Source organism: Paenarthrobacter sp. NPDC057355, from assembly GCF_042667405.1.
Lineage (GTDB): Bacteria > Actinomycetota > Actinomycetes > Actinomycetales > Micrococcaceae > Arthrobacter.
Genome location: NZ_JBHVAL010000003.1, coordinates 1 through 18,378, shown reverse-complemented (window position 1 = coordinate 18,378; position 18,378 = coordinate 1). Strand labels below are relative to the sequence as shown.

Genomic DNA, 18,378 nt, shown 5'->3' with positions numbered 1-18,378 from the left:
ATGGTTCACGGCAGTCGAACTCCACTCCATCAGTCAGCGGGCCACCCGCACCGCCCCAACGCCCCGGCTTTTCACTTTCCACCCCGCCACCAATAGCTGCTGCCGTGAGGCCACCCGGACCTGCTCGGTTGTCCCGCTCGCTGTGGCTTGCAAGCTTCCTGGCCGGTATCGCCGTCGTGGTCACAGGATTCCTTGGCCGGGACGGGCATTTCGAGCGTTTGAAGGGTGTTATCCAGTCCATGGTCCCGGACGGTGACGCCAAAGCGGTCGAGGGGGCAACCGCCGTCGTATTCCTTGGCAGCCTGGCCCTGATCTCCTTGGTGGTGGCGGCGGAAGCTGTCCTGCTGGCAGTGCTCTTCAGGCGACGCACGTGGCCACGCTGGGCGTTGGCTCCCGTGGTGCTCCTCCACGCCGTAGTCACGGTGGTGACGGTGGACTATGTGGCGGCTCCCGGTGCCGACGGCGTCATGGCCACATTGCTTCTCGCCATCCAGTTCGTCCTCGCCGCAGCCGGCCTGATACTGCTGTTCCTGCCCTCCACAACTAACTGGCTGCTCAGCGGACGGCGGGCATAGCCGCCAGGATTCCCTCGCAACTGCGCAAGACCACCCGGCACGCATCCACCGCCGATGAGTCAACCAACAGTGGATTTTCCGCGATGCTCCGCCAGCGGCCAAGGGCCTCGCGTGTGGCCCGGGCGATGTCGGCAGGGCCCGCTTCCGGCGAGAGTCCCAGCCGCTGGAATGGGAGATTGCCCCGACCGCCCACCAACTGTTCGGCTTCCCCGGCTTGCCGGGCAGGCAGCCCGGCACCCCCCGTCCGCAGCAACCCCAGGAGCTTCAGTTCCCTGAATTCGTGCGCACCGGCGAGCAACTGCTCCAATGCCGTTTCGAGGACCGCTGCCTGCCCGGGTTGGGAACCGCTGAGCAAAGATTCCAAACCCACGACGGCGGCACGCGCCTTGAGTGCCTCGGCCCGCGTTTGGAACAGCGAGTCGACGGTGCCAAGCAACTGGCCCAGTCCGCTGCGCCTTGCGAGTTCGTGCGCCAGTTCCGTTGGACTGTCGATTCCGCCCCGGATCATCGCCACCGCGAGCCGGATTCCGAACATGCCGAACCGTTGAACCAGGGATTCCTTCAGCTCCGGAGCCAAGCCGTCGGGCCCAGCCAGCCCTTCGGGTCCGGCCCGGACAAACCGGTCAACTGAGAGCATCATCCTTTCCCGCTGGTTGCGGTCGAGCCGCGCCAGGGCCATGAAAGCGTCCACATCGCGTTGCCGCATGGTCCTTGAACTCTGTGCCAGCAACCCCGCAACAGGAACCACACCCAGAGCCAGGGGCTTGAGGTTGTCGTCCCGGCTGTACCGCTCGGCAATCACAGCTGCGGAAATCAGGGCATCGATCCGTCCGGCGCCAATCTCGTCCGCGCGTGACAGGACAGCCAGGGCGTTGACAGTCCCCGACTTCCCGGCGGCCGTGTCCCTGAACGATTCCAGGAAGTGCACATCCGAGGCGTGCAAGTGGCGCATCAGGTAGATGACAGCATCGGCGGCCGTGGGGGCATCCTCGGGAAGCAGGAAGGCAGTGGACCTCCCCGACACTTCGCTCGAGAGGGAAGCGATGCCCGGAGTATCGATCAAGGTCAGGTCCCGGAGGCTGGCCGATGGCCAGTCCACCACCAGCTTCTCCACGTCTTCCGCTTGGAATTCCCCCAACGAAAATACCAAGCGGCCATCTTCACGGTTCACCGGGAGGGCCCGGGGCCCACCTGCCAACGGATGGAGGGTGATCCGCGGCGCATGCCCGTAGCGGTACCACGTGACGATCCTGGTGCACTCTCCGGCGTCGGTGGGCGCGATCTCCTCGCCGATGATGGCATTGAGAAGAGTGGACTTTCCGGCTTTCACCATCCCCGCCACTGCGATGCGCAGGGGACCGGCGAGGCGTTGGTCGAGTTCATCGAGCACCGCCAAGGCGGCCTGATCCCCTTGGTATATCTCCCGCGCCTGGCGCAGCAGCTCCGCTGCTCCCGCGACACCCGAGTCAATCATCCCGCCGGAACCGTCGTCGACGCCGGAACGGTTTGCGGTGCTGCAGCCCCCTCCTCCTGCAGTTGCCGGGCAACAGCATTCAACGAATCCACGGCCTTGAGCTGATTCTTGATCTCCCTGATTCGAAGTTCCCTTTCCGCAGCGTACGTCGCCGCTGCCTTCTGCGCCGCCGACACGGATTCGGTGAGGGAACGGTGGTATTCCTCTGCGATGTCCGTGAAATGGTCCCGGGTGGCTCGCTGTACCAGCCGCAAGCGGTCCTTGAGTTGCTTGCCCACCTGGAATACGACGTCGTCCACCTGCTTCCGTACCAAAAGCTTGGCCTCGGATTGCCGGCGCTTGAGCCTGGCTTCCTGCTCCTCCCGGTACGCTTTCCGGCCCAGCATGAGTCCGGCTCCCACTGACAAGGGGTTGATCAGGGCCATACCGAACAAACCTGTAAGCAGCCCAAACATGAGCACCCCACCGTAGGACCCACGCATGCCGATCAGGACCTTCTGCATCGGTCCCATGTGCCCGTCTTCCATGCCTTGGATTTCTGCCACAGGATCCAGCACGCCCCCGGTGTCCGCTACATGGAGGGCCGGGAGTGCCACTTCGTCCTCGGAGAAATGCCCTGCGACCTGGCCGGCCAGCCACTGGGCGCGCTCGCTGGTCCACACAAACGTTTCCGATACCGCCGCGGCGACGCTTTGTTCAAGCCACTTGGCGAACTGTTCCCACGCAGGGCCCGGATCCCCCCGGTCTATCGCAGTCTCGGCCTCGCGTTGTATGCGGCGGAGGCGATCCTTCAGGTCGTACTCCATGTCCGCGATGAGATCGCCTATGCCGTCATTCAGGGTTGTCTGCCACCGGGCAGACTTCTTGCGAAGTGCATCGGCGTCCTCCTTTGCCGCCGTCAGGCCTGCGATCATTTGGGGCGTGTCCTCAGGATTTTCCAGGGCGGCGAGTTCGGACCGCAATGCCAGCATGAGGTTTCCGGTCACGGAGACGAGGTCGTTGCCCACTGATCGGCGTCGGAGCAGGGCAGCTTCACCAACAATGCTGTTTCGAAGGTATGAGATCAGGGCGGGGAACCCGGACTCGTTGTTCATTTCGGCGTCCTGAAACCGTGCGGCCTGCAGCCGCAGCTCCGAGGAGACGGGGAACATCGGGATGTCCTGCCCAACGTCAGCCAGGTGTCCTTTGTCCAGCTCAGCGATCTGCCGCCATGCCGGATAGAGGTCGGTCTTGGACAACACGCAGGCAACATTGGGGCTGACGCGCATGGCCTGCCGAAGGAACCGCAGTTCGGGCTCCGTGTACTCCTGGGATGCGTCGGAGACAAACAGCATGGCATGTGCCGAGGGCAACGCCGTCAGCGTAGTCAGCGTATGGCTTGAGCCCAGGCCGCCCACGCCCGGGGAATCCACTATGCAGAGCCCGCCGGACAAGAGTTTCCTGGGAAGGCCCACCTCTGCCGCGATGATGCTCCTGGCGTTCCCGGGGTTGCCTTTCTCCGACACGAAATCCGCCAACGCGGTCAGGTCTACGGGCTGGCGGTCCACCCGTTGCTCGGCGACCGGTTCGTCGCCCGTGGCGCTGTCCGGTCCCCCGGAGGTGCCCGACGGAACCAGGACAACAGCCGACGCCGGATCACCGTGCCTGACCACTGTGGGAACCGTGGTGGCGATATCGTCATCCACCGGGCAAACGGGGGCGTTCACCAGCGCATTGATGAGCTGGCTTTTTCCCTGTTTGAACTCGCCCACCACAATCACCCTGATGCTTGGATCCTGCAGACGCTTGAGGGTGTTCTCCAGGCGCCGCCTGAGGTCATTCCGCTCACCCGCCAATGCCATTCCGTGCTCCACCAAAGTGGTGATGCGTACGGTTTCCGCCACGGCTCTTCCTTTGCTCACATGATGTGCTGTTTCCCGGCCCGCCCCGGAGGCCACGAAGTGCCCGGCAGGAGGTGGTCCGCCTGCCGGGCACTGCTGGGGGTGTCGCGCTTTGTCTTAGTCGATCTCGACGTCGTTCTTGGCAACCACTACCGAATCGCTGATGTCGTTGTACTCAACATCGAGTTCGTTGTCGGCCACTACAACGTTGTCCTCGACGTTGGTGTAATCCACGTCCACATCGCCGACGGTGGTGGAGTTGTCCTCGGTGTAGGTCAACTCGTTGTCTGCCACGACGATCGAATCGTTGATGACGTTGACGTCGTCCACTTCCACGTTGGTGGAGTAGTCGGGCGAGTAGTCCAGATCCAGTTTGTTGTCCTGGACCACCACGGAGTCGTTGATGACCTGCACGTCCTTCAGGTCCACATCCACATCCTTCGAGTTGTCGTTGAAGGAGTTCGTGTTGGTGTTGGTGGTGTTCGTCGTGTTGGTGGTGGTGTGCGTGGAGCTGTCCTCCTTGAAGGAGTCCTTGATTTCCACATCCACGTCGACGTCGGTGTTGTACGAATCCTTGGCGTTGTACGAATCCTTGGTGACCGAGTGGTCCGAGTAGTCGTTGCCCACGGATACGTCATTGTTATCGCCGCTGGTGTTGACGTGGACTGAATTGTCCACCGAGTGGTCATCGGTGTTGGTGGTAGTGGTTGTAGTGGTGGTGTTGCCCGAGTTCGAGACATCGCCACCGGCAGCAATGGCACCGTCACCGGAGGCAGTTACGGCATCCTGGTTGAAGAACTGCGTCACGTCCCCATCGGCCCAGATGTTCTGGTTCACTGACTGGTCCGTGATCGTGTCGCGGTCGTCGATGGTGGTGGTGTACGAGTAGTTGTTCACCACGTGGACCAGCTGCTGGACTGCGTGGGCGTGGTCATCGTGGCCACCGCCCCAACCACCGCCGCCGCCGTGCTCGTGCTCGTCGTCGTCATGGCCACCGCCCCAACCGCCGCCGCCGTGCCCGTGCTCGTCGTCGTCATGGCCACCGCCCCAACCGCCGCCGCCGTGCCCGTGCTCGTCATCGTCATGGCCACCGCCCCAACCACCGCCGGCACCGCCGCCGCCGTGCTCGGGACGTCCGCCGCCCCAACCGCCGCCGTCGTGCTCCGGGCGCCCGCCACCCGTGGTGGCGTGGTTGCCGCCTGTGTTGTATTCACGGTCGAACGAGGACCGTGCGTTGATGGGCGCGTAGTCCAGAACCACAGGACGGACGGCGTCCACGTCTGCCGAGGAAACGTCGCGTAGCCCTGCGGCGGCGAGCGCCGCTTCCGGATCACGGACAAAATCCTCGGCGGCATCGGGATCATTGAACAGGCTCATCAGGAACTGCACGAGCTGTTGTGCGAGTGTTGGCATTGGACTGCTCCCTCAAATTCTGTGGTGGGTTGTGATTGGCCCGGCGCCTTTGCCGGGCTTGCATTCAACGTATTGCCGACACCAATGGCCGGGCATCGGGGGTGGTCCCCCTACCCGGTGCCCGGCCATTAGGGGATCGAGGGGTTTTCCGTTAGGGAGTTTGAGGAGTACCCGCTACGGGGGCGGGTACCCCTCCCCCAATGCCAGGCGCAGCCGGACCAGGAGTTCGGAACGGTTTTCGGCCCCCAAGCGGCGCCGCATCCGGGCCACGTGGTGCTCCGCAGTGCGGGGCGAGATGTAGATGGCCTCGCCGATTTCCCGGTAGGTCTTGCCCTCCAGGATGAGGCGGCCCACTTCGCGTTCCCTTGCGCTGAGCCCCGAGGGGTCCTGTAACCCCGGAGCGCCACCATCCCCGGCAGGAGGCGCGTCAGTTGGCATGGTGGCGCGTTCGGTAGAGGCAGCTTGGGCAGTTCCTTGGGGATGGATATCGCGGGCACAGGCCAAGAGCCTCACCATGTCCCGCCGCTCGTCGGCATGCGCGGCGGCGTGGCCGGCCAGGCGTGCGCCTTCCCATGGCTGTCCGACGGTGGCCAAATCGCGGGCGGCGGATTCGACGTCGGACGCTTCAAAGCTCCCAGCCAGGACTGAAACCCACGCCTTGCCCGCCGTGGCGAGCACGGCAGCCACATGGCTGTGTTCAGACGCCCGGACAAGCGCAGCGGCATGCGGCGCGAGCTCGGCCGGACTTTCGCCCAGCAGCGCTGCCTGCACGGCAGCCCAGTGCACGGGAACCGACCATAAGGGGGCATCCGGCAACCGCTCCAGGAAATGCCACACGCCGTCCAGGTAATGCCCGACTCTTCGGGTCTCCCGCAAGCGTGCAGCGGCAATCATGAGCTCGCCCCATGGCAGGAGGCTGAACAGGTCCACGGACACATGCATCATGGCTTCCCGTGCGCGATCCCAGGCGAGCACCAGTTCGTGGACTTCGCTGCCGCGGCGCGCCAAGCCAACGTCCAAGGCGGCCAGCAGGAAGTCATCCCGGGGTGACAAGGGCCAGTGGTTCGCCTTCACCGCCTCGTTGATCGCCAAACGGGCTTCGTCCGCGTTGTCCTGTTGCATGGCGGACCAGGCCTGCAGCAGGAACAGCCTGGGACGGGCGGTAACACCTCCCTGCCCGGCGGCCAGTGCAGAATTGAGCACGGTGGCCGCGATGCCGGGCTCCCCCGTGTGCAGGGCACACAACGCGGCAAGGGCCGCCGGTGTCTCGGACAGGGGAATGGATGACCGGGCCGCGTTCATCATGTCCGAAGCCCTGATGAGTTCAGGAAGCGCCGTTTGCGGCCGGGGTCCCAGCGACCGGAGCAAACCCTGCTGGGTCAAGGACAATGCCACAGCCAACAACGTAGGTGAGCCTGCCGGGGCTGCCAGCGCAGCCAGTTGCTCGGCTCCGGCAACGTTGCCCGAGCCAATCATGGCCACTGCCGCAAGGGGCACCGAGCCCTCGATCCTGTCCGGGCCCAACCACGCATAGCTTTCGGCACTCCGGGACAACATGCCCCGTTGCGCCCATACGGCCGCTGCCACGTCGACCCCCAGGCGAAGGTCCGGCGCGTCCGGGGCCGCGAGGAGACGGTCCACGATCCTGCCGGCTGTGTCCAGGTCACCCAGGGCCGCCGCCGCCAGCGCACGTTTGGCTGCCGTGGGGAAGTCCTTTCCCCCTGCCAGCAGCGCCTCGGCGTAGATTTCAGCCGCAAGACCCGGTTCTGCGTCCAGAGCCGACTCTGCGGCCCGCTCCAGTTCCGCGACGACGCGCGGGTCCTGAAAGCCACTTCGCGCCAGCTTGCGGGCCAGATCACCCAGAGGATGGCCCTCCGCCGAAATCCTGTCCACCAGTTCCTTCTGCAGCTCCCGGATACGGACCGGCGGTGTCGCCCTCAGCAGTGCATGTTGCACGGTTCCCACTACCGAACCGTCCGGCAGCAGCACTCCCGCGTCTATCGCAGAGCTGACCACGGAGTCCAGATCACTGTCCGCCAGGCTGCCGGGCAACAGGGAAGGAAGGGAATATCCCACGGACAGTGCCAAGAGCAGCTGGTGGACGGCGGCCGGCTGGCCGGTCAGTTCAGATGCCGGTGGGCCTGGCTGGTGGTCGTGTCCCGTCATGGGTCAGACCGCCGGGGTCAGCGCGGGATCCGGATTCGGGCTTGTTTCTGACGGTACTGGTGCGGGGTCCGGATTGGCTGGCTGGCTGGGCTCCTGCTGGGGCACCGTCGGCTCCGGCGACGGCGCCGGATCCTGCGGCACAGTCGGTTCCGGCTGCGGCACAGCGGGGTCCGTCGACGGCGGTGGGACGCTTGGGTCTGAACCGACGGGAGGCGTTGTTGGATCCGTCACCGGTGGCGGCACAGTCGGCGGAGTGGTGGAAGGGGGTGGCGTCGTTGCGGGAGGTGGTGTGGGGCCGCTGGCAGCACCGCCAGTAGGGTCCGGAGCGGGCGTGGTGGTTCCGTTTCCCGGCGTACCGGGTGTCGTGCCACCACCTGTCCCGGTGCCACCACCTGTCCCGGTGCCGCCGCCGGTCCCGGTGCTGCCGCCGGTCCCCGACGAGCCGACCGTCGAGCCCGCCGTCGAGCCTTGGCCCGTCCCGGCCCCTTTGCCTGAGCCCCCGGTTCCCGCACTTCCCGACCCCGCAGGGCTCTTCAGTGTCCCCGCCCGCGCCCCTCCCGCCTTGGCGCTTGCCTCAAGTCCCGCCGTCGGGCTACCGAGTACTGGCGCCGCTGCCGGGGCTCCCCCGCCGTTGGCGTTCGTCCCGGCAGCGGGCGCGCCGTCGCCGCGCATGATGTCGGCGGCCTGGTTGCCGAACATGGACGCCAGCACGCCGCTGCCCTCGGGGCTCTGCGCCGCCGTCGCGGTGGCAATGGTGAGCGCCGTTGCCGCGGTGACAGCTGCTGCTGCCAGCCGGATGCGGGCGTGCGGCGCCTGGCTGGGTGAGCCCGCAGCTTTTGCGCTACCAAGATGAAGCCTGGAGGTGACGGTGCGAGGCCGCGGTGCAGGACTGGCGGAAGGAACAGCGGAAGGAACCTCCTCAGGAACCGCCGAAGCAACCGCCGCCAGAGCAGCCGCGTCCATGACTGCCGAAGTCCCGGCCCCAGCGACGGCCGCCCCCAGGCAGATGGAGGACTTGGGATCGGCGTCGACGGCGATGGGCCGGTCGAGTTCCACCGAAATCATGCCGGCCACCAAGGGTATGCGCGACGATCCACCGATCAGCAGGACAGCACTCAGCTCCGCGGGTTCAACGTTGATGCTTCGCAGGCTGCGCTCCAGGGCATGCACCGTTTCCCGGATGGGCGCTTCGATCAGGGCTTCGAATTCGGACCGGACCAGCCGCAGCGTCCGCTGCGTTCCCGGCAGTGCGACGGCGATACTGGCCTCGCTGTCCATGGAGAGCGCTTCCTTGGCCTCCCGGCATTCCCGCCGCAACCTCGACAAAGACGCTTTGCTACCGGGCGCGTCCGGATCAAGCCCCTCAATGGCCTCACCCAGGTGGGCGCTCACGTGACGCAGAACGGCGGCGTCGAAATCGGCGCCGCCAAGGGTTTCAATGCCGTCGGGACGGCCGAGGAGTTCGAAGGTGCCGGGGGCTGTCTTCCGCAGGACCGCAGTATCGAACGTCCCGCCGCCGAGGTCGTACACGGCAATGGTACTGCCGTCCTCTACGCGGGTCTGGGCGGCATAATGGAGCGCCGCGGCTACAGGTTCACTGATCAGGGTGACCTCCGTCAGCCCGACGAGGTTAAGTGCGGCAAGTACAGTGGAGGTGCGGTGCCCGCCCCACGATGCGGGGTGCGTCATGATGATCGACGACGGCGAACTCCCCTCACGCTCTTCAGCCCTGTCCACCACCCAGCGGGCCATGGTGGCGTAGACGTCCTCAGGGGCCAACCACGTCTCGCCCACGGCAAGCGGAACCGCGTCCCCTATGCGCCGCTTGAACTCCCTGACCATCCGCCAGGGATCGTCCAAGCCCCTGCGCTCGGCGGCCTCCCCGACCAATATCCGGCCATCATCTGCGTAGAAAAGCACCGACGGCACGGCGCTTCCATGGAGCCCCAGGGGCAGGACTTCAGGAGTCGGTGCAGGACTCCCGGAAGGCCTGAGAAGAGCTGCGGCTGTGTAACTTGTCCCGACGTCAATGGCGAGAACATAGCTCATGGGTACCTCGAAAGTTCACATGGCACGGCGCGAGCGGGCTGCTTCACTTGCGGATCCTGAACAAGTTAGCACCTGCTCCGGAGAGGCAAAAGGCCTAATTGCTACACCGATTTGTCAATTTCTTGAACCCTGTGATGACTATCCAGGTAAAGCTCCTGCTCAGGACAGGGTTGGCTCCTAAAGCCCCGAGTATGAATGCAGGCCGTTGAAAACGGTGTTTACGAGGGTGAAGTTGATGATGACGCAGGCATAACCAACGATCGACAACCAAGCCGCACGGGTTCCGGTCCAGCCGCGGGTTGCCCGGGCATGCAGGTACCCGGCGTAGACAACCCAGATTACGAAGGTCCACACTTCCTTCGGATCCCAGCCCCAGAAACGGCCCCATGCCTTCTCGGCCCAGATGGCCCCGAACATGAGCGTGAACGTCCAGCCGATGAAGGCGATGGCGTTGATGCGGTAGGAAAGGTTCTCCAGGCTCAACGCGTTGGGGACCACCCGCATGAAGGCCAGGTTGTCCTTGCGTCCTGCGGCCAGGTTCTTCTGCCGGTACGACTGCAGAAGTTGCAGCACGGACATGGCGAAGGTCAGGGTGAACAAGGCCGAAGACAGGACGGCGATGGAGACGTGGATGATGAGCCAGTAGCTCTGCAGAGCGGGAACCAAGTGGCCTACAGGGGTCCAGAAGGACACGGATGCGGCCACCAGCATGATGATCGCCAAACCCAGGACGAACGTGCCAAGGAACCGCAGATCGCGGCGGATCAGCGTGAGCAGGAAGACTGCCACCGCCACGAACGCACCCGTGGTGAGGAACTCGTACATATTGCCCCACGGCACACGGCCTGCACCCAAGGCCCGGGTCACCACTCCCGCGCCATGGATCAGGACGCCCAGAACCGTCAGGGCAACGGCCACACGTGCCGGAACACGTCGTTCGGCCGTGTACCTCATGTCGCCTGCGGCGGTTCCGCCCGCGTAGGTGGGGCCCGACGTCGGACGCTCGGCCCGCCCGGCCGGCCCACCGGCGTCGGGACCTGACAAAGCAGCCCCAACGCGACCGGCGGCGACAGCCACCTTTTCGCTCGTGGAGTTGGCTGCGGCCTTAAGGTCCACCGCATGGAAGGTCTTGCTGCTCTTCGCCAGATCCCAGGCAAAAGCGATGAACGCCACGGTGTACGTGCCGGCGGCCAACAGCATGAACAGCTCGCTGTACTGGCCCAGGGTTTCGTTGATGGCTGGCATTACTGGTCCTTCGAGGTTGAGGAAGAGACGGTTCGCGGGGCGGGGGGCTCCGTCGGGTCGGGGATGTTCCATTCGCGGGCAAAGAGTTCACGCAAGGCTGCGGCTTCGCCTGCCAGGCGGTGGTCTTCGCCGCGGGCAAGCGCGCCGTACTCCACCATGGTTCGGCCGTCCTCGTGCGTCCCGGTGCGGACCCAGACGCGGCGACGGTTGACGTAGAGGGAAACCATCAGGCCGGCAACGGCAAGCAGGCCGAAGATCAGTGCGTACAGCTGGCCCGGGTTGTGGTGGATGTCCACGCCGATGTACTTCTTGACGCTGTCGAAGGTGATGCTTCCCTTGCCTTCGGGCAGCGTGGCGCTCTGGCCCAGCGCCAGCACGATACCGCCGGCTTCGAGCTTGCGCCCGTTCAGCTGGGTGAGGTCCCTGACGTCCAGCTCAAAGACATTCTGCGGCGCTCCGTCGTCAAGGCCGAGGTCACCGTAGTAGGAATCCAGCGTCAACTGCGGGTTGGCCAATGCCGGGTCGGCGCTGAAGGAAATTCCTTGGTCAGACTCGAAAGCGGTGGGCAGGAAGAAGCCGTTGAAGCCGAGCTGGTCAGGCTTGCCGTCCGGGACCTTGATAACCACCGAGGAGTAGTAGTTGGCACCCTGAACCTTGGCAGTCACAGGCCCTTGGAAAGCCACATTGCCATCGCCATCCCGGACGGTGACCACGGGCGCATAGCCGTTGCCCGTGAGGTACAGGCTGGTCCCGCCCAGGGAAATGGGATCGTTGACCTTGAGCACTTCCTTCTGCTCGGGGGCATCCGGGTTTTCCTTGGTGGTGACCTCGGCCGTGTAGTCGATCGGCTGGCCGGTCTTCTGGGGAGACTCCCGGTCGAACGTCGCCTGGAACTTGTCCAGGCGGACGGAGTACGGCTGGAGGGAGCTGCTCTGGAAATTGGTCCCCGGCGTGAACTGGTCGTAGCCCACCAGGGTGTTCACGAACGTTTCGCCTTCCACCAGGATGCGCTGGCCGCTGTACCCGAACAGGCCGCCGATGGCCACGGACACCAACACGCCGATCAACGAGGTGTGGAACACCAGGTTGCCCACTTCCTTCAGGAAGCCGCGCTCGGCACCCAGGGACGGCAGGGCGCCGTCGACATCCCGTACTTCAACGCGGTAGCCGCGTTTCTTGAGCAGCCCGGCGGCATCGTTGATGGCTTTCGACGCCGGGATCCCGGCGTCGGCGGGCACAGCCAGGGTGCCGTACTCCGGAAGCCGCGAAAGGCGCTTCGGGGTCCTGGGCGGCTGCGACTTCATGGCCTTGTAGTGGGCGATGGCGCGGGGCGTGACACAGCCGATCAGCGAAATGAACAGCAGGATGTAGATGGCCGAGAACCACGCTGAGGAGTAGACGTCGAACATCTGGAGGGCATCCAGGAACGGTCCGGTTGCGGGGTTGTTCTTGATCCACTCCGTGACCGTAACGGGGTTCGCGGCGCGCTGCGGGAAAAGCGAACCCGGTACGGCACCCACGGCGAGCAGGAGCAGCAGGAACAGGGCCGTGCGCATGCTGGTCAGCTGCGTCCAGGCCCACCTGAGCATCCCTTTGACTCCGAGCGCAGGTACCGCGGCCTCGGATTTGGCCTGCTGGAGCTTTCCTTCCGCTGTCTTTTCGGCGGCTGGAGACTTCTTGTTGGCTTTCACGGACCCGCTCATCAGATTGGCAACTTCACGTCGTTTTGGAACCAGTACTGCAACTCGGTCACCCAGTGGCCCCAGACACCGGTGGCCATCAGGATGCCGAGCAAAATCAGGATGCCTCCGCCGATCCGCTGGATGGCCAGCCGGTGCTTGCGGAAGAAGGACATCACGCCCATGCCGCGGCGCACAGCCAGCGCGATCAGGAGGAACGGGATGCCCAAACCAAGGCTGTAAATGAACGCCAAAAGCGCGCCCTTGGCAGCCGACGACCCGCCCGACAGGCTCAGCAACTGCACGGCGGAGTAGGTCGGACCAATGCAGGGAGCCCAGCCCAGCCCGAAAGTCAGTCCCAGGAACGGAGCGCCCCACAGCCCTGCCCGCGGTTTTGCATGGATCTTGGCGTCCCGCTGCAGCCAGCCGAATCCACCCATGAACACCACGCCCATGACGATCACCAGGATGCCCAGCAGCTGCGTGATCCAGGCATTCTGCGGTCCTGTCAGGAGTGTGCCGAGCTGGCCAAAGGCGCCGCCCAGGAGTACGAAGATCACCGAGAAACCGAGGACGAACAGCCCGATCCCCGCCAGCATGCGGCCCCGCCGCTGCTTTTCAAGGTCGACGCCGGTCAGGCCAGTGACGTACCCGAGGTACCCGGGCACCAAAGGCAGCACACACGGCGACAGGAAGGAGACCAGCCCGGCCAGCAGTGCCACCGGCACAGCCAGGAGCAGGGAACCGTTGAGGATCGTCTCGGCGAAAGGACTGTTCACGGCGACTACTCGGCCACGGCGGAGGTGATGAGGGCCTTCAAGGTGCTCTTTTCAATCTCGCCGAGCACACGGGAGGCCACTTTGCCTTCCTTGTCCAGGACCAGGGTGGTGGGGACGGCACCTGGGGGGACGATGCCGGAAACGGACAGCAGCACCGACCCATCCTTGTCGTTGAAGCTCGGGTAGGTGATGTTGAACGTCTTGTCGAACGCCTCAGCGGTGGCTTTTTCATCCCGGAGGTTCACACCAAAGAACTGGACGCCCTGGTCCTTGAATTCCTGGTTCAGGGCCTCGAGTTGGGGGGCCTCGATACGGCAGGGAGCGCAGGCGGCAAACCAGAAGTTCAGGACGGTGACTTTGCCCAGCAGGTCCTCGGGCTTGACTTCAGCGCCGTTGAACAGGGTGCCTTTGAGGGCCACGGGTGCTGCGCGGTCCGCCTTGGCGAACTCTGTTACCGAACCGTCGCCGGCCACGTAGTTCTTGTTGTCGCCCTTCCTTGCCTGCTCGGCAAGGGAGTCCTCTTGGGCGCAGGCGGAAAGGCCCATGGTCAGTCCGGCCAGCAGGACGCCGCCGGCGGTAAGAACGCCGCGGCGGGAAAGGTTGTTGTCCATGTTTCTATGCCCCCGGAGTGCTCGCCGCGCCGGGGAGCAGCACGGCAGCGGGTTCGCTGTACTCGACTCGGATGATCTTGCCGTCGTCGTCCAGGGTCAGGGACGTAAGCGAGGTCAAGGTGCATTCACGCTTGCGGGGGTCATGCGCCAGGCGACGGCCCTCGGCGGTCAGCCGGGTTGACCAGATGGGGAGTTGGTGGCTGACCAAGATGGCCTCGGCGCCGTCGCCACCCAGTTCGATTGCCTTGACGCGGGCATCTTCAACGGCGGCCAGTACGCGGGCGGCTTGCTCCTTGTAAGGCTCGCCCCAGGATGGGCGCAATGGGTTACGGAAGTAGAACCAGTGCTTGGGCTTCAGGAACTCGCTCTTGGTGGGGTGGAGTCCCTCGAAGTGGTTCTCCGCTTCGATGATCCGCGGTTCCGTTGTGATTTCCAGATTCAGCGCGTCCGCCGTCGGCATGGCGGTTTCCTGGGCGCGAGTCAGTGGCGAGGCGACCAAGTACACGATTTTGGCGCCATCGCCGACCCGGGCTACAAAGTGGTCGGCCAGCATCCGGGCCATCTCCCGGCCGCGCTCAGAGAGGTGGAATTCCGGCAGCCGACCGTAGAGGACGCCGTCGGGATTGTGGACCTCGCCATGGCGAAGCAGATGGACAGTTGCTTGGGGCATGTTTACCAGTTTCTCAAAGAAGAGGGGCGATCCGAAATCTTCTACCGCAAGTAGAACTCGAAATTTTCCGAAAATGTTCCGTGGAGTTGGAATAAAAGATGCATATGCATGTTTATACTAGACACGAAGCTCGGTTGACGCTTCAAGCAATTGGGTTCAACCAGGCAAGCACGCAGTACCTTCCACTACATATAGGAGCAACAACCATGATGACCCTCCCCGCTTCCGTCACCACCGGCACCTGGACCCTCGACGCTTCCCACAGCGAAATCGGCTTCACCGTCCGCCACGCAGGTATCAGCAAGGTCCGCGGCCAGTTCAAGGACGCTGCAGCCACCCTCGAGGTCGGCGAAACCCTGACCGACTCCAAAGTCAACGCAACCATCCAGACCGCCAGCTTCGACTCCGGCGACGTCAACCGCGACGGCCACGTCAAGGGCGAGGACTTCTTCGACGTGGAGAAGTACCCGGAGATCACCTTCGTTTCCCGCCACGTCAAGGCCAACGGCAACAGCTTCGACCTCGTGGGCGATCTCACAATCAAGGGCGTGACCAAGGAAGTTTCCATCGAGACCGAATTCAACGGTGTCGCAGTGGATCCGTTCGGCAACACCCGCGCAGGCGTCTCGGGCGAAACCACCATCAGCCGCAAGGACTTCGGCCTCACCTGGAACGCAGTCCTCGAAGCCGGTGGCGTGCTGGTCAGCGACAAGGTTGTCATCAACCTGGAGCTCGCTTTCATCGCTCCGGCAGCTGCCTGATTCCCCAACACCCCGGACGGCGTCCCTGTTCAGCCTCGTGCTGCAGGGGCGCCGTTTCGCATGATCAGGGGTCACCAGGCCATTGTTCGGCAAACACCCTGTATTTAGCTGCGAGTTAGCTCCAAATTTCCTATGCAACCTTCAACCTGCGGTCTACAGTGATGCCATGAGTACCCCAGATGAAGCACCCCAGCCACAGCAGCCCGGCGCCCAGCCACCGCAGCAAGGCAATGTTCCTCCTGCGGGCTACCAACCCCCAGGCGGTTACCAGCCACCACAGGGCGGCGCTGTTCCGCCCGGCGGGTACCAGGGCCAGCAGGGCTACCAGCCACCCCAAGGCGGCAGCGTTCCGCCCAACGGATACCAGGCTCCCCCTTCCTACCAGCAGCCGGGACAACCAGCCTACGCAGCACCGGCCGGCCCGAACCCGGCCCCGCCCGCAGGCCTCGGCTATAACGCGCCGCCGCGCAACGTCTTCGGTTTGGACTTCAACAACATCGCACAACGGTTCCGCGACACCACGGGCGTCCCGAGAACCCTCGTCACTTCCTACTGGCTGTGGGTCGCCGCCGCGGCCCTCGGCGTCATTGCCAGCTTTGCCAACATCTTCATCTACCGTGACTTCTTCGGCGCGTTGGCGGTCGGGACGGGCATTTTCAACTTCGTCTTCAGCCTGCTGATAGCAGCCGTTTACGTGTTCATCGCCATCCGTCTTAAGGAGGGAGCGCGGTGGGCCAGGCTTGTCCTGTCCATTCTGGGCGGCTTCGCTGTCCTCTCGTTGCTCTTCCTCCTCATCACCCTCAACCTGTCGTTGCTCAGTTCGGCTGCCGCCGTAGCCGCAGCAATCATGATGTGGCTCCCCGAATCGCAAAAACACTTCGTTTAGTGACTCTCTGAGTCGAAGGCCGCGGTCGGATCCCTGGGAGGTCCCCGCGGCCTTCATCATGAAGACGTACTCCAACATGATGATTTTCCCTGGCCCCTTGAATTTCCTGCGTGGGGTATGCATCGACGCAGGAGCGTGGGGGTACGGTGGAAGCAGAACCACGCTGGGGGCAGGGTCACTTTGCTGATCCCGGCGGCCGTACCTGCAGTCGAACAAGCAAAGGAATGCCATGAGCAACCCTCCATACCCGCCGTCGAACCCGGGCGACTCCAACCAGCCCGCGCAGCCGGGCGGCCAGCCGGCAGCACCCCAGTACGGCCAACAGTCCCAGCCACCGGCGGCGCCGCAGTACGGGCAGCCGGCAGCACCCCAGTACGGCCAGCAGTCCCAGCCACCGGCAGCGCCCCAGTACGGGCAGCAGTCCCCGTACGGCCAGCCCGGCGCCTCGCCTTATGGCCAGGCACCGCAGTATGGCCAGGACACCAACTGGCCAAGCCAGCAGCCGGGCCCTTCGACGGTCCCCCAGATGGTCAACATCGCCTTCTGGTTGATCGTTGGCGCCGGAGCGATCTGGCTCATTTCCATCTTCATCTCCATTGCAGCGATGAACGATCCTGCCTTCAGGAGCATGTTCGAAGAGCAGATGGCGGCCGGTGGCGCAGCTGATGTCCGCTTCGAAGACGTCAAGGGCTTCATTGTTGGCGTCATGATTGCACTCGGCGTCATCGGTGCCGGACTGTACGCCCTCGTGGCCATCAACGTCCGCAAGGGCAAGAACTGGGCGCGCATCCTTGGAACTGTCCTCGCTGCGCTTTCCATCTTCGCCCTGGTACCGCTGAGCCTGGCAACACTGTCAGCGTTGCTCGGCATCGCAGCCATCGTCCTGCTGTACCTGCCGGCGTCGGCTCCGTACTTCCGGAAGACGCCGCAGTTCGGAAACCCGTACGCCCGCTAAAGGGCCGGTTTCCTACAGCACTTCGGGCGCGGACCCGGGTGAGGCTAAACAGCCTGGCCCGGCGTCTGCGCCCTTTGTGCGTGGTAGGCCAAAATCTGGAGTTCCGTTGCCATGTCCACTTTTCGGAGGTTCACGTGCGGCGGGACCTGCAGGAGCACCGGCGCGAAACTCAAGATGCTCCTGATGCCTGCTGCGATCACACGGTCACACACTTCCTGGGCCACGGTTGCCGGGAGTGCGAGCACCACCATATTCGTGTGCGTTCTTTCCAGGACCCGCTCGAGTTCGGCCGAGTCGCTGACCCGCAGCCACCCGACCTCGTTGCCGATCACCATCGGATCGGCGTCGAAAATGGCTACGACGTCGAACCCGCGGGACTCGAACCCGCCATACCGGGCCAACGCCTTTCCGAGGTTACCGGCACCAACGATGGCCACTTTCCAGTCATGGGTCAGGCCAAGCGCTGCGGCGATGTGGCGGCTCAGGTTCTGGACCTCGTAGCCGACGCCGCGGGTTCCGTAGGAGCCAACATAGGAAAGGTCCTTGCGGAGCGTTGAGGAGCTGACGCCCGACGCTTCTGCCAGCGCTTCGGAGGAGACGCGCTCCACTCCTTCGGCCAGGAGCGAGTTCAGCGCACGCAAATAGAGGGTCATCCGGGCCACAGCCGCGGGCGGGATCTGCTTGGCGGCAGGTTCGTTATCCCCGGAAATTGCTTCCGCGGACGGTTCCAGCGCAGTCACGGTATTCTCCATTGCATCGCTTTGTTGTTCCACTCTATGACCCCCGGCCGGACTCAACAAAAGCCACCGCGCTGGCCTGCTTCACCCTCAGCCCGCCAGGGCTTTCTTCAAAGTGCGGGTCAGCCTGTCCTCGTCGATCTTCCAGAAATCGCGCTGGATACCGTTCACCAGCACCACGGGAATCTCTTCCGCATAGCGCTCCTGCAGCTGCGGGTCGCCGTCGATCGACTGCTCGGTCCAGCCCAGGCCAAGGCCTGTCGTAACGCGCTCGACGGCGGCACGCGCCTCCGTGCAGAGGTGGCAGTCAGCTTTGGTGAGGAGAACGACGTCGGGATTAGCCATGTGCTTAACGGTAGCTTCCTCCCCCAACCCTCACGCACACCCCACCCCCTTAAACCCCACCCTCACGCACACCCCACCCCCTTAAACCCCACCCTCACGCACACCCCACCCCCTTAAACCCCACCCTCACGCACACCCCACCCCCTTAAACCC

16 protein-coding genes are annotated in these 18,378 nt (G+C 64.3%); 4 read left to right on the top strand and 12 right to left on the bottom strand.

Annotated elements, in window-relative coordinates:
- Positions 1 to 104 precede the first annotated feature (104 nt).
- Positions 105 to 575: a hypothetical protein gene (locus ACFUOZ_RS05585; protein ID WP_377545594.1), complete on the top strand. Its 471-nt coding sequence runs from the start codon at positions 105 to 107 to the stop codon at positions 573 to 575.
- Here the strand turns inward: ACFUOZ_RS05585 and ACFUOZ_RS05580 are convergent.
- From ACFUOZ_RS05580 to ACFUOZ_RS05535, 10 genes are all read right to left on the bottom strand, one after another.
- The gene (locus ACFUOZ_RS05580) at positions 556 to 2,049 is read right to left on the bottom strand and encodes a dynamin family protein (protein ID WP_377545592.1); all 1,494 of its coding nucleotides are present in this window, start codon (positions 2,047 to 2,049) and stop codon (positions 556 to 558) included. The genes ACFUOZ_RS05585 and ACFUOZ_RS05580 overlap by 20 nt on opposite strands.
- Positions 2,046 to 3,932, bottom strand: a complete 1,887-nt coding sequence (locus ACFUOZ_RS05575) for a dynamin family protein (protein WP_377545590.1) — start codon at positions 3,930 to 3,932, stop codon at positions 2,046 to 2,048. The genes ACFUOZ_RS05580 and ACFUOZ_RS05575 overlap by 4 nt, the downstream gene beginning before the upstream one ends.
- Before the next feature lie 114 nt (positions 3,933 to 4,046).
- Entirely contained in the window at positions 4,047 to 5,342 is a 1,296-nt protein-coding gene (locus ACFUOZ_RS05570; RefSeq protein ID WP_377545588.1) for an IniB N-terminal domain-containing protein, read from the bottom strand.
- A gap of 174 nt (positions 5,343 to 5,516) precedes the next feature.
- Positions 5,517 to 7,508 carry a LuxR C-terminal-related transcriptional regulator gene (locus ACFUOZ_RS05565; RefSeq protein WP_377545585.1) on the bottom strand — a complete coding sequence of 664 codons (1,992 nt, stop codon included), beginning with the start codon at positions 7,506 to 7,508 and terminating at the stop codon, positions 5,517 to 5,519.
- Between the two features lie 3 nt (positions 7,509 to 7,511).
- Positions 7,512 to 9,557, bottom strand: a complete 2,046-nt coding sequence (locus ACFUOZ_RS05560) for an Hsp70 family protein (protein WP_377545583.1) — start codon at positions 9,555 to 9,557, stop codon at positions 7,512 to 7,514.
- 177 nt (positions 9,558 to 9,734) lie between these two features.
- Positions 9,735 to 10,802 carry a c-type cytochrome biogenesis protein CcsB gene (gene ccsB / locus ACFUOZ_RS05555; protein ID WP_377545581.1) on the bottom strand — a complete coding sequence of 356 codons (1,068 nt, stop codon included), beginning with the start codon at positions 10,800 to 10,802 and terminating at the stop codon, positions 9,735 to 9,737.
- Positions 10,802 to 12,505: a cytochrome c biogenesis protein ResB gene (locus ACFUOZ_RS05550; RefSeq protein ID WP_377545579.1), complete on the bottom strand. Its 1,704-nt coding sequence runs from the start codon at positions 12,503 to 12,505 to the stop codon at positions 10,802 to 10,804. The genes ccsB and ACFUOZ_RS05550 overlap by 1 nt, the downstream gene beginning before the upstream one ends.
- Positions 12,505 to 13,260 carry a cytochrome c biogenesis CcdA family protein gene (locus ACFUOZ_RS05545; RefSeq protein ID WP_377545577.1) on the bottom strand — a complete coding sequence of 252 codons (756 nt, stop codon included), beginning with the start codon at positions 13,258 to 13,260 and terminating at the stop codon, positions 12,505 to 12,507. Before ACFUOZ_RS05545 ends, ACFUOZ_RS05550 begins: the two co-directional genes overlap by 1 nt.
- A 5-nt stretch (positions 13,261 to 13,265) precedes the next feature.
- A complete protein-coding gene (locus ACFUOZ_RS05540; protein ID WP_377545575.1) occupies positions 13,266 to 13,871 on the bottom strand; it encodes a TlpA family protein disulfide reductase in 606 nt (201 codons plus the stop codon).
- A 4-nt stretch (positions 13,872 to 13,875) separates the two neighbouring features.
- Positions 13,876 to 14,541 (bottom strand): histidine phosphatase family protein, encoded by a 666-nt coding sequence (locus ACFUOZ_RS05535; protein WP_377545573.1) that lies wholly within the window; start codon positions 14,539 to 14,541, stop codon positions 13,876 to 13,878.
- Positions 14,542 to 14,750: 209 nt separating this feature from the next.
- Here ACFUOZ_RS05535 and ACFUOZ_RS05530 point away from each other — a divergent pair, with 209 nt between their 5' ends.
- The 3 genes from ACFUOZ_RS05530 to ACFUOZ_RS05520 all read left to right on the top strand — a co-directional run bounded on the left by ACFUOZ_RS05530 (position 14,751) and on the right by ACFUOZ_RS05520 (position 17,143).
- The gene (locus ACFUOZ_RS05530) at positions 14,751 to 15,302 is read left to right on the top strand and encodes a YceI family protein (protein ID WP_377545985.1); all 552 of its coding nucleotides are present in this window, start codon (positions 14,751 to 14,753) and stop codon (positions 15,300 to 15,302) included.
- 166 nt (positions 15,303 to 15,468) lie between these two features.
- Entirely contained in the window at positions 15,469 to 16,188 is a 720-nt protein-coding gene (locus ACFUOZ_RS05525; protein ID WP_377545571.1) for a hypothetical protein, read from the top strand.
- A 229-nt stretch (positions 16,189 to 16,417) separates the two neighbouring features.
- Positions 16,418 to 17,143: a hypothetical protein gene (locus tag ACFUOZ_RS05520; protein WP_377545569.1), complete on the top strand. Its 726-nt coding sequence runs from the start codon at positions 16,418 to 16,420 to the stop codon at positions 17,141 to 17,143.
- 44 nt (positions 17,144 to 17,187) lie between these two features.
- Here ACFUOZ_RS05520 and ACFUOZ_RS05515 read toward each other — a convergent pair whose 3' ends face one another.
- Both ACFUOZ_RS05515 and ACFUOZ_RS05510 read right to left on the bottom strand, forming a co-directional pair.
- Entirely contained in the window at positions 17,188 to 17,895 is a 708-nt protein-coding gene (locus ACFUOZ_RS05515; RefSeq protein ID WP_377545567.1) for a redox-sensing transcriptional repressor Rex, read from the bottom strand.
- Between the two features lie 75 nt (positions 17,896 to 17,970).
- Complete coding sequence (locus ACFUOZ_RS05510; protein WP_262275879.1) at positions 17,971 to 18,225, bottom strand: glutaredoxin family protein; 255 nt, start codon at positions 18,223 to 18,225, stop codon at positions 17,971 to 17,973.
- Positions 18,226 to 18,378 lie beyond the last annotated feature (153 nt).

Excerpts from the sequence above, each read along its gene's own strand:
- ACFUOZ_RS05565 (WP_377545585.1), bottom strand. The coding sequence starts at position 7,508 with ATGACGGGACACGACCACCAGCCAGGCCCACCGGCATCTGAACTGACC.
- ACFUOZ_RS05525 (WP_377545571.1), top strand. The coding sequence starts at position 15,469 with ATGAGTACCCCAGATGAAGCACCCCAGCCACAGCAGCCCGGCGCCCAG.
- ACFUOZ_RS05570 (WP_377545588.1), bottom strand. The coding sequence starts at position 5,342 with ATGCCAACACTCGCACAACAGCTCGTGCAGTTCCTGATGAGCCTGTTC.
- ACFUOZ_RS05535 (WP_377545573.1), bottom strand. The coding sequence starts at position 14,541 with ATGCCCCAAGCAACTGTCCATCTGCTTCGCCATGGCGAGGTCCACAAT.
- ccsB (WP_377545581.1), bottom strand. The coding sequence starts at position 10,802 with ATGCCAGCCATCAACGAAACCCTGGGCCAGTACAGCGAGCTGTTCATG.
- ACFUOZ_RS05550 (WP_377545579.1), bottom strand. The coding sequence starts at position 12,505 with ATGAGCGGGTCCGTGAAAGCCAACAAGAAGTCTCCAGCCGCCGAAAAG.
- ACFUOZ_RS05540 (WP_377545575.1), bottom strand. The coding sequence starts at position 13,871 with ATGGACAACAACCTTTCCCGCCGCGGCGTTCTTACCGCCGGCGGCGTC.
- ACFUOZ_RS05580 (WP_377545592.1), bottom strand. The coding sequence starts at position 2,049 with ATGATTGACTCGGGTGTCGCGGGAGCAGCGGAGCTGCTGCGCCAGGCG.
- ACFUOZ_RS05510 (WP_262275879.1), bottom strand. The coding sequence starts at position 18,225 with ATGGCTAATCCCGACGTCGTTCTCCTCACCAAAGCTGACTGCCACCTC.
- ACFUOZ_RS05515 (WP_377545567.1), bottom strand. The coding sequence starts at position 17,895 with ATGGAGAATACCGTGACTGCGCTGGAACCGTCCGCGGAAGCAATTTCC.
- ACFUOZ_RS05520 (WP_377545569.1), top strand. The coding sequence starts at position 16,418 with ATGAGCAACCCTCCATACCCGCCGTCGAACCCGGGCGACTCCAACCAG.
- ACFUOZ_RS05560 (WP_377545583.1), bottom strand. The coding sequence starts at position 9,557 with ATGAGCTATGTTCTCGCCATTGACGTCGGGACAAGTTACACAGCCGCA.
- ACFUOZ_RS05530 (WP_377545985.1), top strand. The coding sequence starts at position 14,751 with ATGACCCTCCCCGCTTCCGTCACCACCGGCACCTGGACCCTCGACGCT.